This is a genomic window from Streptomyces sp. (assembly GCF_036566765.1).
Taxonomy (GTDB): domain Bacteria; phylum Actinomycetota; class Actinomycetes; order Streptomycetales; family Streptomycetaceae; genus Streptomyces.
Map to the genome: position 1 here is coordinate 1 of NZ_DATCVQ010000330.1, position 15641 is coordinate 15641.

12 protein-coding genes, 1 tRNA gene, 2 pseudogenes and 1 CRISPR repeat array are annotated in these 15641 nt (G+C 68.5%); of the genes and pseudogenes, 8 read left to right on the forward strand and 7 right to left on the reverse strand.

The features are described from left to right. Positions 1-48: 48 nt before the first annotated feature. Positions 49-992: a CRISPR direct-repeat array (repeat unit 29 nt; unit sequence GGGACCATCCCCGCGGGTGCGGGGAGCAG). Positions 993-1811: 819 nt separating this feature from the next. Genes VIU94_RS19430 through VIU94_RS19450 form a run of 5 tightly spaced genes read left to right on the forward strand, consistent with a single transcriptional unit; the run spans position 1812 to position 6868 of the window. Then, the gene (locus VIU94_RS19430; RefSeq protein WP_331913097.1) at positions 1812-3350 is read left to right on the forward strand and encodes a type I-E CRISPR-associated protein Cse1/CasA; all 1539 of its coding nucleotides are present in this window, start codon (positions 1812-1814) and stop codon (positions 3348-3350) included. Then, the gene (gene casB, locus VIU94_RS19435) at positions 3347-3937 is read left to right on the forward strand and encodes a type I-E CRISPR-associated protein Cse2/CasB (RefSeq protein ID WP_331913098.1); all 591 of its coding nucleotides are present in this window, start codon (positions 3347-3349) and stop codon (positions 3935-3937) included. The genes VIU94_RS19430 and casB overlap by 4 nt, the downstream gene beginning before the upstream one ends. Continuing rightward, positions 3934-5298, forward strand: coding sequence for a type I-E CRISPR-associated protein Cas7/Cse4/CasC (locus tag VIU94_RS19440; RefSeq protein ID WP_331913099.1), 1365 nt, complete (start codon positions 3934-3936; stop codon positions 5296-5298). The genes casB and VIU94_RS19440 overlap by 4 nt, the downstream gene beginning before the upstream one ends. Then, positions 5295-6152 (forward strand): type I-E CRISPR-associated protein Cas5/CasD, encoded by an 858-nt coding sequence (gene cas5e, locus VIU94_RS19445; RefSeq protein WP_331913100.1) that lies wholly within the window; start codon positions 5295-5297, stop codon positions 6150-6152. The genes VIU94_RS19440 and cas5e overlap by 4 nt, the downstream gene beginning before the upstream one ends. Beyond that, positions 6149-6868, forward strand: a complete 720-nt coding sequence (locus VIU94_RS19450; RefSeq protein WP_331913101.1) for a type I-E CRISPR-associated protein Cas6/Cse3/CasE — start codon at positions 6149-6151, stop codon at positions 6866-6868. Before cas5e ends, VIU94_RS19450 begins: the two co-directional genes overlap by 4 nt. A gap of 186 nt (positions 6869-7054) precedes the next feature. Here VIU94_RS19450 and VIU94_RS19455 read toward each other — a convergent pair whose 3' ends face one another. Continuing rightward, on the reverse strand, positions 7055-7246 hold the full coding sequence (locus VIU94_RS19455) for a hypothetical protein (protein WP_331913102.1): 192 nt from the start codon (positions 7244-7246) through the stop codon (positions 7055-7057). 135 nt (positions 7247-7381) lie between these two features. Between VIU94_RS19455 and VIU94_RS19460 the strand changes: the two genes are divergently transcribed. After that, positions 7382-11185: a hypothetical protein gene (locus tag VIU94_RS19460; protein ID WP_331913103.1), complete on the forward strand. Its 3804-nt coding sequence runs from the start codon at positions 7382-7384 to the stop codon at positions 11183-11185. A gap of 68 nt (positions 11186-11253) precedes the next feature. On the opposite strand, the gene VIU94_RS19465 is transcribed toward VIU94_RS19460, so the two are convergent. Next, the gene (locus VIU94_RS19465) at positions 11254-11583 is read right to left on the reverse strand and encodes a hypothetical protein (RefSeq protein ID WP_331913104.1); all 330 of its coding nucleotides are present in this window, start codon (positions 11581-11583) and stop codon (positions 11254-11256) included. 228 nt (positions 11584-11811) lie between these two features. Here VIU94_RS19465 and VIU94_RS19470 point away from each other — a divergent pair, with 228 nt between their 5' ends. Then, positions 11812-12918 carry a hypothetical protein gene (locus tag VIU94_RS19470; protein ID WP_331913105.1) on the forward strand — a complete coding sequence of 369 codons (1107 nt, stop codon included), beginning with the start codon at positions 11812-11814 and terminating at the stop codon, positions 12916-12918. Positions 12919-13019: 101 nt separating this feature from the next. On the opposite strand, the pseudogene VIU94_RS19475 reads toward VIU94_RS19470, so the two are convergent. Next, positions 13020-13247, reverse strand: a pseudogene (locus VIU94_RS19475) (CYTH domain-containing protein); the annotation flags it as partial. Between the two features lie 39 nt (positions 13248-13286). Here VIU94_RS19475 and VIU94_RS19480 point away from each other — a divergent pair. After that, positions 13287-13697, forward strand: a pseudogene (locus VIU94_RS19480) (transposase); the annotation flags it as partial. Between the two features lie 49 nt (positions 13698-13746). On the opposite strand, the gene VIU94_RS19485 reads toward VIU94_RS19480, so the two are convergent. The 4 genes from VIU94_RS19485 to VIU94_RS19500 form a co-directional block, all read right to left on the reverse strand. Further along, positions 13747-14049, reverse strand: coding sequence for a hypothetical protein (locus tag VIU94_RS19485; RefSeq protein WP_331913106.1), 303 nt, complete (start codon positions 14047-14049; stop codon positions 13747-13749). 318 nt (positions 14050-14367) lie between these two features. Then, entirely contained in the window at positions 14368-14949 is a 582-nt protein-coding gene (locus tag VIU94_RS19490) for an HD domain-containing protein (RefSeq protein ID WP_331913107.1), read from the reverse strand. A gap of 14 nt (positions 14950-14963) precedes the next feature. Continuing rightward, complete coding sequence (locus tag VIU94_RS19495) at positions 14964-15203, reverse strand: hypothetical protein (protein WP_331913108.1); 240 nt, start codon at positions 15201-15203, stop codon at positions 14964-14966. 217 nt (positions 15204-15420) lie between these two features. Then, positions 15421-15539 (reverse strand) — tRNA-Arg (locus tag VIU94_RS19500). Between the last annotated feature and the right edge of the window lie 102 nt (positions 15540-15641).

Sequence of the window (15641 nt, forward strand, 5' to 3'; positions counted from 1 at the left end):
CGCGTGCGGGGAGCAGCGGACCCGGCCGGTGTGGTCGGGCTGGGGCACGGGACCATCCCCGCGCGTCCGGGGAGCAGAAGCAGATCGCGTACGCCTTGAGGAAGGACTGGGGACCATCCCCGCACGTGCGGGGAGCAGGTGTGGACCGATTCGGTCAATCACACGCTGAAGGGACCATCCCCGCGCGTGCAGGGAGCAGTCCTTACGGAGCCAGTGCCCGGGGTTGTCCGGGGGACCATCCCCGCACGTGCGGGGAGCAGGGCTCCGCGCCAGCCAGGCCGCCCCGACCCCCGGGACCATCCCCGCGGGTGCGGGGAGCAGACACCGGCGTACCGCACGCCGCGGAAGGAGACGGGACCATCCCCGCGGGTGCGGGGAGCAGCGTCAGTCAGAAAGCAGGTCTCGCGTGGCCATGGGACCATCCCCGCGGGTGCGGGGAGCAGTGACCCAGGTACGGGAAGGGCAGGCCCAGCTCGGGACCATCCCCGCGCGTGCGGGGAGCAGGGCACCTACGTGGCTCCGACGAAGTTCCCGGAGGGACCATCCCCGCGGGTGCGGGGAGCAGCGCTGCTCCACCATGGCCTGCGCGCGCGGGTTGGGACCATCCCCGCGGGTGCGGGGAGCAGACGGTCCACCGGATTTGGCCACGTTCGGTTAAGGGACCATCCCCGCGGGAGCGGGGAGCAGGCGTCGGGGCGCAGCGGGTTCGGTGTCGGCCTGGGACCATCCCCGCGGGTGCGGGGAGCAGGTTCGGATCTACCGTTGGGTGAAGGAAGGGTCGGGACCATCCCCGCGCGTGCGGGGAGCAGACGGCCGGGTCGCCGCCGGAGTTCTGCGGCATGGAGCCATCCCCGCGCGTGCAGGGAACAGAAATCTTCGATCTGGAAGCGCACGTCACGCGCGGGACCATCCCCGCGCATGCGGGGAGCAGGAACACTCGATCGCGAACGCGGTCTGCTCCGGGGGACCATCCCCGCGGGTGCGGGGAGCAGGCAAGGTCGTCATGCTCGTAGCCGCGCCGGTCGGGACCATCCCCGCGGATGCGGGGAGCAGCTAGACGGCGGGCGCACCGCTGCCGGGGCACGGGACCATCCCCGCGTGTGCGGGGAGCAGACGAGGTGTTCGGCCGGGCTGATGCCCAGCAGGGGAACATCCCCACGCATGCAGGGAACAGTAGTTCTCGGTCCGGCCGTACGGCACGTCGTTGGGATCATCCCCGCGGGTGCGGGGAGCAGAAGTACCCCGGCAAGGAGCGGGCGACCTGGTAGGGACCATCCCCGCGCGTGCAGGGAGCAGGTCCGGCTCGGCCTGCCGTGGTTCAACGCCTGGGGACCATCCCCCGCGCGTGCGGGGAGCAGACTGTACGAGCAGCGACTTTACTTCCGCACGGTCGTGTACCACGCCACCTTCATTGAATCTGGCATAGCGAACAAAGCGCATCTCTGTGGAACGAGCAGCACCAGCCGCACCATCAGGCCCTCCACACGGCGCTCCCTCGCCATCTCCTCGCCAGGCAGACCGGCCCGGCCGCCACCTGCGGAAGATTCACGGAGAGCACCGGGACCGACGTGAGGTTTCGCCAGGGCGCAAGAACACGAACCCCAGAATCACCCAACCCCATTGCCTCGTAGTCAAGTTCAATTGCCGTGAACCACTCATACCATCATCTTTTGGCTGCTAGCGTCTTGTCTCATTCCATCAAGTGACCGTTGTGAGCAGGAAGTGAACGATGCATCTTGGCTGAATCACCGACCCTGCACGGCGGAGGGCTGCGCACCGGATGGGACCCCCGGCAGGAAGCATGTGTCACGGTGCTGACCCTCGACGGTCAGCTCGTCGAGCGGAACCTGGTCGACCTGCTGCACGAGGCCGACCGTCTCCGGACCATCGAGGGGTCTACTCCAGGGGAGAAGGTGGCGCTCATCGAATTCCTGCTGGCCATCTGCTACGCCTCGGGGACGTACCCGGCGTCCGCTGCCGAGTGGCCCGCGTGGGTAGATAAGGAAGACGCTGTCCGTCCGGCGGCCGACTGGCTCGCCAGCCGGCCGGATGACGAGGTCTGGGATCTGTTCCACCCCTCTGAGCCGCTCGGGCAGAACTCGCTTCTCGCGCCCTTTCTCGACGAGCACGGTGCAGGTCCAGCTCAGCTGGTGATCGAGCAGGTCGGTGACTACAGCCAGTTCTTCGACCACCACCACCTGGAGCATCCACGTCCGTTACCGGTCGCTCAGGCTTTTCGAGCAATGCTGACCCAGCATGTGTACGGGCCGACCGGGAGGGCGCGGATTTCCGGCAAGGCGACGCTCGGCGCCACCATCACCAACCTCGCCGCCACGCGGCTCGGAACGCGGATCCGTGTCGTCGCGCTCGGCAGCACCCTCGGCGAGACCCTCCGCCTGAATCTGGCCCCGCTCTCCGGGCCTCCCGGCGAACTGAATCTCTCATGGACCAAAGGCAAGGAGCGCCGCGGCTTCACGGCCAAGCCCGAGGGCCGCCCGGTCACCGGGCCAGCAGACCTGCACAGCTATCTCGGCCGTTCCGTTCTGCTGCGCCCGACGCCGCAAGGCGATGCCGTGGACCGGGTGCTGCTGGGCGCAGGTGAACTGCTTTCCCTGAAGAACGAGCACCTACAGGACGCGGTCTACGCCAAGAAGACGGACGGCACCGTCAAACCTTTGTGGGCATCGGCGACGCGAGCTGTCTGGCGCGACGCCCACGCCCTCTACGCCGCGGTCGACGAGGCCCGTTCCTCGGAGGAAGGAAACGACGGAGCGACGCTGTACCAGCGGCTCGCCCTGTTTCCGCCTGAGGACGTCGCGCCTGAGCCCGGCCAGCAGCCCGCGCGTCGTATCGACCTGTGGGCGGTGGGACTGGTCGCCAAACAGACCAAGGTCATCACGTGGGTCGACGGTTCGTTTCCGTTCGCGCCGGGCCTGGAGGCCAGGCTCTACCTCGCCGCCTTCCACGGTTCGGAGATCGCCGAGTACGTGGCCAAGGCCCTAGAAAAAGCGGCGTACGCAGCCTGGACCGTCGTCTATCCGAATCCCAATCCGGCCGAGGCAGAAAGCCAGAGAGCGCGATTCGATGTGCGCGGCCGGCACTGGGCGGCGACGCAGGAGCCGTTCGACCTCCTGATGGACGAGACCACCATGGGCGAACCCGTCGGCGAATGCCTGCTCGACTACGCCACGACGGTGTCCACCGCCGCCCGCAGGTTCCTGACCGAGGCCCTCGACTCACTGCCGAGGAACTCGCAGGGAGCCAAGGCTCAGGCCACCGCCCTGAAGCGTTTCGACGACGAGCTGGACAAGGCTCAAGCTCCAGCCGAACTCCGAGGGGAGAAGTCATGACCGCTCAAGACGTATCCATACCCGGGCGTGAGGCAAGCGAGAACAGTGCCGCACTCGTGGTCTGGCTTGGCAGCCTCGTGAACAACCGTGACTACGGAAGCCTGGCAGAACTGCGCCGCCCGCGTGTCCGTAAGCAGCCCCACTTCCGTGCCATCTGGTTCAGCCCAGACAAGGAACGGCGGGAGGTCTACGAACAGGTGGCCTTCTTGTTCGCGGTCTACCACCAGGGCCGGTCGACGCCCGCGTACGGCTACGGGAGCCTCGGCGAGGCGGCCAGGCGCATCGGCAGCGGTGCCGGACGAGGTCCTGACGACCCGGGTGCGGCCCGCCTCGTCGACCGCGTCGTGTCCAGCCGACGGATCCCGTGGCGCCACCTGCAACACGCTGTCGCTCGGCTGCGTGCCTGTGATCAGCCGCCGCCGTCGTGGGCCCAACTTGTCGACGACCTGGGCCGGTGGCACGACCGCAAGGCCCGCGTCTCCTACGAGTGGGCCGTGGCCTTCCATATGCCGCAGTCCCAGTCCGTTGCAACCCGCACCATCACCACGACCGCTGCCGACACGATCCAGAAGGGCACCACCACGTGACCAGCAACGTCTCTTTTGCCGGCAGTCAGTTCCTCTCCCTGCACCTTCTGGAGACGCTGGTCGCTGCGCTGCCTGTACGCGACGAGAACGGATCGCCGAAGGCCATCGTCTACGGCGGCACGGAGCGCCACATGATCACGAGCCAGGCGCGCCGCCGCGCCGAGCGGGTCCACAAGCGCAACCGCGCCAACGCGGGCGTCGGGGCGCTGGCTGGCTGGAGCACGGGGGTCCGTACCCGCGAGTGGGCGCTGATCACCGGCCGGGCGCTGGCTTCCGCGCACGGTTGGGACGCGGACGAGGCGGTCCGTACGGCGCGGGCCGTGATCGAGGCCGTCGGGCTCAAGTTCGGCGATCCAGGCAAGAAGACCGTGGCGAACCTGACTAAGGTGCTCCTGTTCGCGCCGTCCGACGCGGGTGCCCGGATCGCCGCACACATCCACGAGCAGGCCGAGGAACTACGGCCTTGGACGGAGAAGTACCTGGCGGCGCAAGCTGCGGCGGTCACTGGCAAGGGCAGGAAAGGCGCGCGCAAGAGCGCGGCCGCGGAGGCGGCCGAAGCGGACGGTGACGTCGCGGAGGGCGGTTCTGCGGCCGATGCGAAGCTCCCCAAGCTGCCTGCCGGAACCCGCGCTGCGGTCCTCGCCGCGCTCGCCCCGCGCGATGCCATCGACATCGCCTTGTACGGCCGATTCCTCGCCGAGATCCCCGACTCCCCGAACGTCGACGGTGCCGTCCAGAGCAGTCACGCCTTCACCGTGCACGAGGCCGAGCAGGTCGACGACTTCTACGCCGCCGCCGACGACGCGAAGCTCGACCGCAAGAAGAACGCTCTGGATTTCCTCGACGCGGCCGACGATGCCGGGGCCGGCATGACCGGCTACCAGTCCCTGATCACCGGCACCTTCTACCGGCACGCCGTGCTCGACCGTGTGAAGCTGCGTGCGAACCTGCGGGCTGCCGGGATGGCCGCCGATGAGGCCGAGGAGGCGTCCGTGGCGGCCGAGGCAGAGTTCGTCAACGCCTTCGTCGACGCTTTCCCCGAGGCCAAGAAGAACTCGACCGCCTCCACCGGCTCACTGCCTGCCCTGGTCCTCGCATTCGAGGGCGAGAGGCCCTATAACTACGCGGCCGCCTTCCAGGCCCCGATCGACGAGAATCCCCTGGACAAGGGAGGCGAGGGGCCGGCCGGGCCAGCCGCGGTCAAGCGACTGCTGAAGCACCACGCCTTCGTCAGCCGACGTCGCCCCGACATCACCTCCGGCCGCCTCCTCACCTACGACCCGCTCATCGACGAACTCCTGAGCACCCTGAAGGACGTCGGAGCGACCGCCGTGACCTCGACCGAGGAGCTGACGGCGTGACGCACGTCCTGCTCGTCCGGCTCGCCGCCCCTTTGCAGTCCTGGGGGGCGGTGTCCCGCTTCTCGCAGCGAGACACCCACAGCCGACCCACCAAGTCAGCGGTGATCGGCCTGTGCGCGGCGGCACTGGGCCGGGACCGCACCGACCCGGTGGACGACCTCGCCGGGCTCGCTTTCGGTGTCCGCGCCGACCACCCGGGCACCCCGGTACGGGACTACCACACGGTAGGCGCGGGCAGCTTCCCGCTGCGGCCACGCGACATCATCACCGACCATCGGCGCGCTGCCGCCGTCGCCGCGAGCATGGAAGCGGCCGAGGGTCCCGGCTTCGGACATCACGCGCTGGACAGCTGGTACGGCGCGCCGAAGAAGATCGGAGCCGATCCAGTCTCCGGGACTCTGGTCTCCGAGCAGCTTTCCCGTGCGTCGCTGATCACCGAGCGCTGGTATCTGTCCGACGCGGCGTTCGTCGTGGGGCTGCAGCACTCGGACCGGGCGCTGTTGGAGGAGATCGCGTACTCCCTGGAGCACCCGAAGCGGCTTCTCTGGCTCGGCCGGAAGTCCTGCCCGCCCTCAGGGACCCTGGCTGCAGGGATTCTTCCCGGGACGATCGCCGAGGCGTTCACCGCCAAGCGCCTGCTGCCCGAGGGCCGACAGGAGACGGACACCTCAAGCGGTTCCGGCCGGCGGCCCTGGGCATGGATCGAGGCGGCACCGGGCGATCGAGGAGCCTCACCAATCAACGACCAACCGGTCAGCTTCGACCCGGAACGCCGGGTTCACGCCACCCGCTGGGAGACCCGTACCCGCGTCAGCATCGCTCCGTCCGCGACCGAATGGGACATCATCCCGTGAGCAGCACACGCCCCTCCACGGCCCGTTTCGTCACCACGCACTCCGTCCTGTCGCTGGACGCCCGCCATCCGCTCGTGGCCAAGTCTCTGGTCGACGCCCATGAGATGCACCGCACCGTGATGAGCGGGTTCCGCGGCTGGGTCGAGGATGGCGACGTGGACGCTCGCTCGCAGATGGGCGTGCTGTCGACCTGGTCAGTGGACCTCAAGGCCGCGGCGCTCGTCCTGGTCGTGCAGTCCAGGATCCCTGGGGACTGGGATCGGATACCCCGGGCCGCGTTCACTGCAGCACCGCACATCATCACCGTAGACCGCACGTTCAAGCTGGGTGAGGTCGTCGGCTTCCGTACGGTCGTCAACCCGACCCGGAGCAAGCCGTCCGAGCCCGCCCCGGACAGGGCCCGCGGAGTCCGTGCCGCGCACACCACCCCAGACCACGTCAAGCGCTGGTTCGCCCGCCGGCTCCAGGCCGACGGCGACCCGTCGACGGCCAAGGACGGCGTGGCCCGCCTCGGTGCCACCGCCGACCCCGACAGCCTGGGAATCCGGATGCTGCCGACCGTATCCAGCGCCCACCGGCACAAACCTGTCCGCATCGGCCGGGCCGAGATCCGCGGCGCCCTGACTGTCACCGACCCGGAATCCCTGGTCAACGTCCTCTCCAACGGCCTGGGCCACGCCCGCGCCTACAGCTGTGGACTGGTCCTGACTCGCTGACATCGGCACCGGTGGGGTCACCCGCTCCGCCAGCCCCCGCCGACGGATGCAACCACAGCGCAGGCACCCCGGCGCTGGTGGGATGGCCTGATCGTCGGCGCACCGCAGGTGGAGCGCCGAGGGCGGGGCGAGGCTCCCTCCTGCAGCCGGCAAGAGCGGGAGCCTCGATCCAGCGGAACTCGGGTGTCAGCGCTTGGCCTTGCGCCGGATGAGGATCGTCAACGTGGCCCGGGCGTCGCGGCGGCGCTGCGGGTCGCGGGACAGCACGGAGGTGGAGGCCACCGTCAGGACGGTCCCGGTGTAGGCAAGGCCAGTCACGGCGGTGACGGTGGCCGCCTCCTGGAAGACGGACTGAACAAGGGAAAACAGGACGGACATGGAAATCCCCCTCGGTTTGCCGCCCGGTGGTCTGCTCCGCCGAGCGCGGTCCCACAGGTATCCGCCATAGGGAGGCCTTCCGGCGATGTCCGGCGAGGTGAAGCAAGGGTGTTTCCGCTGGTCAGGTAGGGGATGATGGCGATTCCGGAGAAGTCCGCCGCAGTCAGCGACGGCGGTGTCGTGGTGCGCGAAGTCGGCCGTCAAGAAGCGGGCTTCGCGGAGGAGCTGCAGGCTCTCTACGCGGCTGCGGGCGGCCCCGAGGTCGGCTACAAACGCCTCATCAGCCTCGGCAAGAAGCATGGGTTCGAGGTGTCCACCACCAGCCTCGGGGAATGGCTCGGAGGCGGAGATCGACGATCTGTCCCGACACGGCCAGACCGCGTCCAATACGTCCTGCAGCTGCTGATTCCCTTCCTGGAGGACCAAGCAGCCCGGCGCTCCCCTGAAGGACACCGGCAGACGAGCACGGATACCTGGAAGGCCCGGCTCTACGCGGCGCAGGCTGTCAGCAAGAGCGGGCAGGGAGGGCGCGGGACCAGGGTTCATGCGGCCTCCGTCGGCCGCCTGATCGGCATGCCGTCCCAGGCTCTCCAGGACGTCATCCCGCACGAGTTCGTGGGCCGCGACGAGGAGCTGGCCGCGCTGTCGGCATTCGTCGCCGCACCTGACAGCAGCCCGGCGTACGTGTGGTGGCAGGCGGACGCCTGGGCCGGCAAGACCGCCCTGCTCGCCTGGTTCGCAACCCGCTGCCTCCCCGTCGGTGTCGACGTGGTCCACCACTTCATCGCCAGACGCCTGGGCACCAACGGCCGCCAGCCATTCCTCCAGGCAGTCGGCGACCAGCTCGCTTCAGTGGCCGGCAGAAAGATCCGGGCTGCAGAAAGGGGGAACCCGGACCAGTTGCCCCTGCTGTTCGAAGCCGCCGCCAGGGCCAGTGCAGCGCGCCACCGGCGTCTGGTGCTGATTGTCGATGGCTTAGACGAGGACGCCGATGGCGCATTGGGCAAGCAGAGCATTGCCGCGCTCCTGCCCAAAGAGCCTCCGCACGGCATGCGCGTCATCGTGTCAGGGCGCCGCAATCCGCAAGTCCCGCCCGACGTCGCCGACGGCCACCCACTCCGGGATGCTGGCATCGTCCGCCGCTTGGCCCCCTCCCCTGCCGCCCGCGTCATCCGCGACGCAGCCATGCACGAACTGGCCGCCTTGCTGGACGACCCTCGCGTCGGCTCCCCGCTCCTGGGTCTGCTCGTCGTCGCTGAAGGACCGCTCACCCGGACGGACCTGGCCGCTCTCGTCGGCGTCAGACCCTATGACGTGCAGCACAGACTGCGCAGCGTCGTCGGCCGCAACATGTCCCCCACCGATATAGACCACGTTGCGCTGGGGGCGCCCTCCGATGTGGATACTGAATCCGACGGGCAGACATTCGTCCTCGCCCACGACGAACTACGCAAGGCGGCCGCAGCGGCACTCGGCAAGACCGAACTCGCCGCGCACGAAGCGGCCCTGCACGCCTGGGCGGACCGCTACCGTGAAGACGGGTGGCCCGAAGACACCCCGAACTACCTGCTCACCGGTTACACCCGGCTCCTTGAACGCAAAGGGGACATCAGCCGTCTCGCGGCCCTCATCCTCGACCCGCGTCGTCAGCTCCGCCTTGTCCAACGCTCCGGACCGGACGTCGCCCTCGCTGACCTCAACCTGGTCGCAGCAGCCGATCCCCACCGCGCACGGCCACGCCTGGCCACCTCAGCACAAGTCGCCGTGTCCCGCGAGGCACTGCTCGTCCACACTCGGCCCATGCCGCGATCCGTCGCCCGAACGGTGGCTCTGCTCGGCGACGTCCGCAGAGCCAGATCCCTGGCCGGTACGTCGCCGCAGGCGTCGATGAACTCGGCAGGGCTCGCCGACGTCGCCCGTGTACTGGTGGACACCGGTCACGAGCAGGCCGGGGAGATCGCCCGCGAGGCCGGACAGTGGGCGGCGACAGCCCTCCAGCAGGCACAACTTCGCGAGTACACCGCCGACGACGCACACTCCGCAGCCAGCCGGGCCGCCCTCGCCCTGCTGGCTGCGGGGCAGGTCTCAGCCGGCCTGGAGCTGCTCCGCTCGGCCCGAAGACCGAGTACGAGCTTGTACGAAGCTTGGGCCGAGGCGGCCGATCTTCTGGCACCGCACAGCCCGCAGTCCGCGCAGCAACTCCTTGACGAGCTGGAGGAACAAGCCGAGGAACAGGCCGAGCTCGACGACGCCAGCGCGATCGCCGTTCAAATCTGGCAAACCGTCGCAGCTGCGGACCCTGCCCGTGCGAACCGGCTGCAGGCCCGCGCTCTGGAGCACGCGCGCCAGGCATGGGAGACGGCACCAACGCTGGAGAACGTTTCTGTTCTGGCCGCTGTGGCGTCGATGCTGGCCCAGGGGAAGCCCGAGGAAGCCGAAGAGCTAGCAGGACTGGCGCGTCGGCATGTCGAGGCGGTGTGCCTGGGCAGGACGACGATGTCTGCAGCGGACACGTTCCACCTGGAATTCGGCTTCAACCACACCCTCAATCGGCTCGAGCGGGCCCTCACCGACACCGGGACGTCGGACGAGGAGGTGCACGTTCTGCGAACCGAGCTGCAACAAAGACTTCCCGACATGCCTTCAGAGCGCCTCGACCACCCAGCAGAGGACGGCGAAGACGCCTTCGAGGCCGCCGAGGAACTGGCGAGCGCAGCCTCCCAGCTGGCGAAGGCCGGAAGGAACTCGGAAGCGAAAGACCGCCTGGACCAGGCCCTGACTCTCCTGCCGATCGCAGGCCCCGGGATTGACAGGGCCCCGGTCTGGGCCCCTTCCCTGGCCGGATCACTCATCCGCGCCGGCACCGCAGCCGACGCCTCATCCCTCCTCGAACTCTGGCCGGACCCGTCTGATCGGGCACGCGCGCACGCCGCCATGGCCATGGCATTCATGGACACCGGACGCGCCGCCGATGCCCGCGCCAACGCCCAACAGGCAGCCCGACACATCGTCGGACCCGCGTCGCACACAGGCCCCGATCCGTTCCACAACGGCACCTGGGCACACGCCGCACAAGCACTCGCCTGTGTGGGCGAGAGCGAAGCAGCACTCACCCTTCTCGGCCTGCACGCCACTCCCCCGGACCGGGCCAAGAAGGCGGCGTGGAGGAAAGCCGATCGACTGGCCCGGATCGCCGTGGCCTCAGAGCTCGCCACCTACGCCCCGGACGCCGCAAGCAAGCTGGTCCTTTCCCTCCTCAACGACCTGAACGCCACCAGGGAGACACCTCGAGGAACACGGAGCCTCCTGGCACGCCTGGCCGGCCTGCTCCCCGCTGCAGTCGACGCCGCTTCCCCTTACAAGAGCATTCTCGACGCGGTGAAAGAAGCAGGGCTCGCCTACACCCAACTCAGTCCCGAGACCTGGCTGCCCGAAACGGTCCTCGTACACGCCCTCCTTCGCACCGGCGCAGAGGAAGACCCGGGGCTACAGCTGCACTGGCTTAACCGGGACATGGCCAACCGCGACCCCGAGCACTTCCCCACAGCCGCCCTCGCCGTGGCCCACGCGGCCCTCGGCGACACCGAATCCGCAAGACACGTTGCCGAACGACTCACGAACCCACATGCCCGCGCGGCAGCACTCACCGCCGTGGCCGGCCACCTCTCCCGAGTCCCGGTCCGCCCCCTGCCCGCCGACGGCCCAGCGCAGGCCGACCCCTTCACCCACACTGTCCGACACCTCGCGGACGCCATCTCGCTCACACCAGCCGACAACAACACAGCAGCCGAACTTCTCCACCAGAGCCTCACCACCACCGGCTGGCACCACGCACTCCCGGCCCTCGCACACATCGAGCCTGAAGCCATTACGCACATATCCCGCATCGCAACAGCTCACGCCCAGCACCAGGCCCGACGGGCCCCCACCACAATCTGACTAGTGGCTCGACCCGCTTGGTAGGCCGGGGTGATCGACGTGCGCCTCCGGTGTGGGAGGGCTGGCACCTACACGCCGCGACACGACCGCACAGCGTCGGTGTACAGCTCGCGCGTCAGGTCCTCCTCGGCGATGCCCAGCTCGACCGGGACCGCGCGAATGTCGTCGAGCGCGCCTTCAACCTGGTCGTCGCCGACGATCGTCTCAACCTCGAGGAAGGTCCCGTCCACCTCGGGGACGCGGACGAGCGTGGCAAGCATCTCCCTGCTGCGGGCCTTGAAGCTGTAGTTCCGGCACCGCTTCTCGAAGGCGATCACGGGCGTGTAGCCGAGTCCACGCACGATCGCGTGCGCTGCGTCGGCGTCCTCGACGCGGGTCTCCGCCTTGGCTTCGTTCACGAGAATGGGCAGCAGATGTTCACCACTTCGGGAGGCGCCACGGGACACCCAGGAATTCGAACACTGCGTGAGTCGCTTGCCATCGTCGGAGGCCGCGGCTGGCACTTGCCCGCGCTGCGTCGATACTCCACGGCAGTGGCAGGTGCCGTTCCTGCGACGGATGAGAAAACAGGTTGGCTTGCTGTTGGCGAGCTGCGACGATGCCTCTGTTTCCCAAGCGGAGGACATTTGTTCGTTTTCGTGTGTGCGGGATGCGGCGCTGAGCTGACTACCCCTCTGTCCCAGGTCTCACTGCCAATCCACGCCCGTCAGACGTACGGGAACGGTGCCCAGCTTCCGGTGCTCATGGAGTCGGGGACGTTTGCCGTGGACCCCGCCCCCTGGGGAGGGCCGTGGCGGATGTGGGACGAGATCGATCCGGGCGAGGCGGAAGCACGCGGCATCTACGCGCCGGTCTACGCCCTATCCGACAGCACGCCCGGGGCGAGTGTCATCGCGCCCGGTGATACCCGTGGAACCCGACTGATTCCTGAGAAGCGCGGCGGTGCCTGCTGCGGCCTCGACGGAGCCGACGGGCCCAACATGGCCTGCGATACGTGCGACCTCCCCGTGGCGACCAGGGTCGACGACTGCTCGCTCTGGCAGCAAGTGCGGCTCAGCTCGGACGCCGTGCACCGCGTCCCCGTCGCCGGAGTCCACGCTGCGCCCCTCTCCTGGGCGGAGCTGGCAGAGAAGGGCGAGAAAACGCCCCCGTTCGAGCCGATTTCCACGTGGGGAGGACGGTTGGGGTCGGACCACTACTGGTCGTGGAGCCCGCGGTGGGAGGCGGCAGCCGGCCAGGCGCTCGCCCACCTGCTGGTTGCCTCCCAAGGGCAGCCGGTTAAGGTCCCAGGCGGTCTGACCGCGGACGTGTTCCAACGTGCGCTTGACACCCTGCTGCCAGCAGGCCCCCCGAAGCGGCGCGCCGTCCTGGCTGGACCGGGACAGCCCTCCCCGGACGCGGGCGTCGACATCCTCCTCGTACCGGTCCACCCCCAGACAGGTCAGACCTGGCCCCCCGCCGGCCCGACGGCGTCGGCATACCCCGTGCCCCTGCCGCTGGGGGTGTGGCTGTGGCTGGTCTCTCCCCAGCCATACCTGCCGGTTCCCGCGTCAGGCCGCATACCCAAGGACGTACTCCGCGACGACCCGCTCCCGCCGCTCCCCAACTACTCGTTCCGAGCCGACCGGGGAACGTTCCAGCACACCTTGGTCCGGCTACCAGCCGTTCGCAGCCCGTGGCTGCGAACGATCCAGGAGAACCTCACACAGGGCACCTCGTCCGACCTCTTCTAACCGTCTGGCAATCGAACAGCGCCAGACTCCCGTGCCTCCCAAAGTGGTCGACATCTGCTGTCCAATCTCGTGAACAAAGCCACCGCCTCCGGCTTCGATCAGGACGCCTCGTCCACCTGCGCGCCCTTGTACGTAAGGACGGTGCGCGTGTCGTTGGGGGCATGCACGGTGCGGATGCGCAGCTCGGCATCCCGCGCGTCGAGGCTGCCGTCGGGCGCGTCGTAGTAGGTGTCCTTGTAGACCTCGGCCACGCCCTGCGCGCGCTCGTCGAGCCGCCGCAGCACTTCCTCTGGCGCGTGCACGCGGGCCTTGAGCTCTGCCTCGATCACGGGTATCTCCCTTCCCTCATACGGTTGCAGGGCCAGCGTCCGCTCGCCCTGCTGATCACCGCCGGACAACGCGGCGACTCACCCCAGTTCACGAACCTCCTCGATGCGATCCGCGTCCCGAGGATCGGTCCGGGAAGGCCGCGCAGCCGCCCGGGGCGGGTACGCGGCGACAAGGCCTACTCCTCCCGCGCTAACCGCGCGCTGCTGCGACGGCGCGGTATCGCTTGCACCATCCCCGAGCCTGCCGACCAGATCCGTAACCGCAAACTGCGCGGGCCGGCCAGCGAACGTCCGCCGGCCTTCGACCGCGAGGATTACAAGGCCCGGCACGCCGTCGAATGCGGCATCAACCGCTTGAAGAGGAACCGCGCGGTCGCGACCCGGTACGACAAGCTCGCCGTCCGCTACCAGGCCACCGTAACCATCGCTGCCATCGGCGAATGGCTCTGACCAGGATCCCCTGCCGACAAGACCCCGGGGGCCCGAGAGACACCGCCGTCTACTCCACTTGGCGACTCGCTCGCAGTACTTCCTCCGCAATGCGCTTTGCCTCAGGGCGAAGGGACGCGAGTAGATCCTCAGGACACCCGCCGTCCCGGGCAAGGATCCGACCCAAGGACTCCGCTGCCGAGGCAAGCACAAGCTCGTCCTCGACCGGCGAACTGGCCACATCGACGAGCGCCTTCACCACGTGCTCACCCGAGTACTCCTCAAGGTCCATCGCGGCATCATCGCGCTCGTCGATACGAGCAGTCCTGTCCAGCAGAACCGAAATCAACCCCGTCGGCTGCGGCACAACCACGCTTCCCTCCTTATGGAATGCTGCCACCAGCATCCACACGTCAGACGCCTTGGTCGAACGAGACCCACGACGGTAGGCGCAGGTGCAAAGGGGAACCAGCCGCGTCCAGGGCGATCGATGCTCTCATGGGCCGTGGCCCGTGACGCCTCGGATGCCGGCGGGTGGACTCCCGATAGAAGGACTGCAGGACTGCCGTTGCCATCGTCGCGACCGGCGATGGGATACGACTTTCAAACACGCCCTAGTCCCCCTCGACAAGCCGCCCTCTTCCGCGCTGCTTACGCGGAGGAGGGCGGCCAGGGATTCTATTCTCTGGGATCAGCTCCGCGGCTCGCCGAGAGCCGCATGCAGCCAGTCCAGCGTCCCCTGCCCGAGCAGCTCATCGGCGAGACGCTGGCCGGTCTCGGTGACGAGCCGACCGCGACTGTTGTCGATCCACCGCTGGGCATTTTCGTACCCCTGCGCCTTGTACTCGATGCCCTGGAGCATGCACTCCAGCTTGTCGGCGTCCCGCGCGCAGATCGCTTCCGGAGAGTCCTTGGCCTCGTACTCGGCAACCAGCTCCCGAATCGCGGAGGCGAGGAGCTCGGGCATGCCAGCAGTCTGGTCGGCCGTTACGGCCTGGGGGTCCGCCTCAGTCGAGTACCTCTTGCCGAGGTAGTTCACATCACCGGTCCGCGTCTCCTGAGAGTCGTGCCAAACCGCCAGGAAGGCGGCTCGGGCAGGGTCCGCACCTTCGAGCTTGGCGATGATCGAGGCGATGAGGGAGGTCCGCCATGCGTGCTCGGCCACACTTTCGGGGTCGCGCACACCAGCCATCCACCACCCGGTGCGTTTCGTCTGCTTGAGGGTCCCCGCCTCGTACAGGAAGTGCGCCACCGCGGACAGGTCGTCAGCCACCGCCCGGCCTCCTCTCACGCCTCGGCGAGGCGAATCGCGTACTGGATGCTCTCCAGTTCACGGCGCGTCGCCGCCAAGAGCCCTGAGTCATCCAACATCACAGGCAGTTGGTTGCGCAGGGATCGGGTCACGGTGGTCCGCTTGAGCACGTTCGGACGGGCGGCGATCAACGCCCAGAGGGTGTGCACGTTGAGGTCGAAGAAGCCGTGATTCGGCGTGAGGCCGCGGACCAGGTGCTGTGCACTCCGCTGCACGGGCACCACCTGCCCCAGACGCCGCGGCCGACACGGTTGGCCGTGAGGCCTCTTTCGGGCTGCCTCGGCAGACATGCAGAAAGGACCCTTCCGACTTCCCTACATCGTTTCGCTCGCACGTGGTGGCTTTGTTCACGACTCTCGGTTCTGGCCCAACTTCTGTGGACCTGGACCGAACTGGCAGTTCCGAGCCCGGGACCAAGTTCCAGGTCAGCTGCGGTGCCGGCGGGATTTGAACCCGCGGACAGATAGGGGCAGGCCCGCCCCGTCTCCGTCAGTCGACGTGAGCGGGACCTCACCCACGTCGATCGCAATGGGCCGCTCTGCCACGGCACCGCAGCCTGCGGGAATGCGCGCAGTCCCGCTCCGGCCCAAGGTAGAGGATCACCCTCTGCGCAACGAGCCTTTATCCAATACCGGCAACCGCTGCCGCAGGAC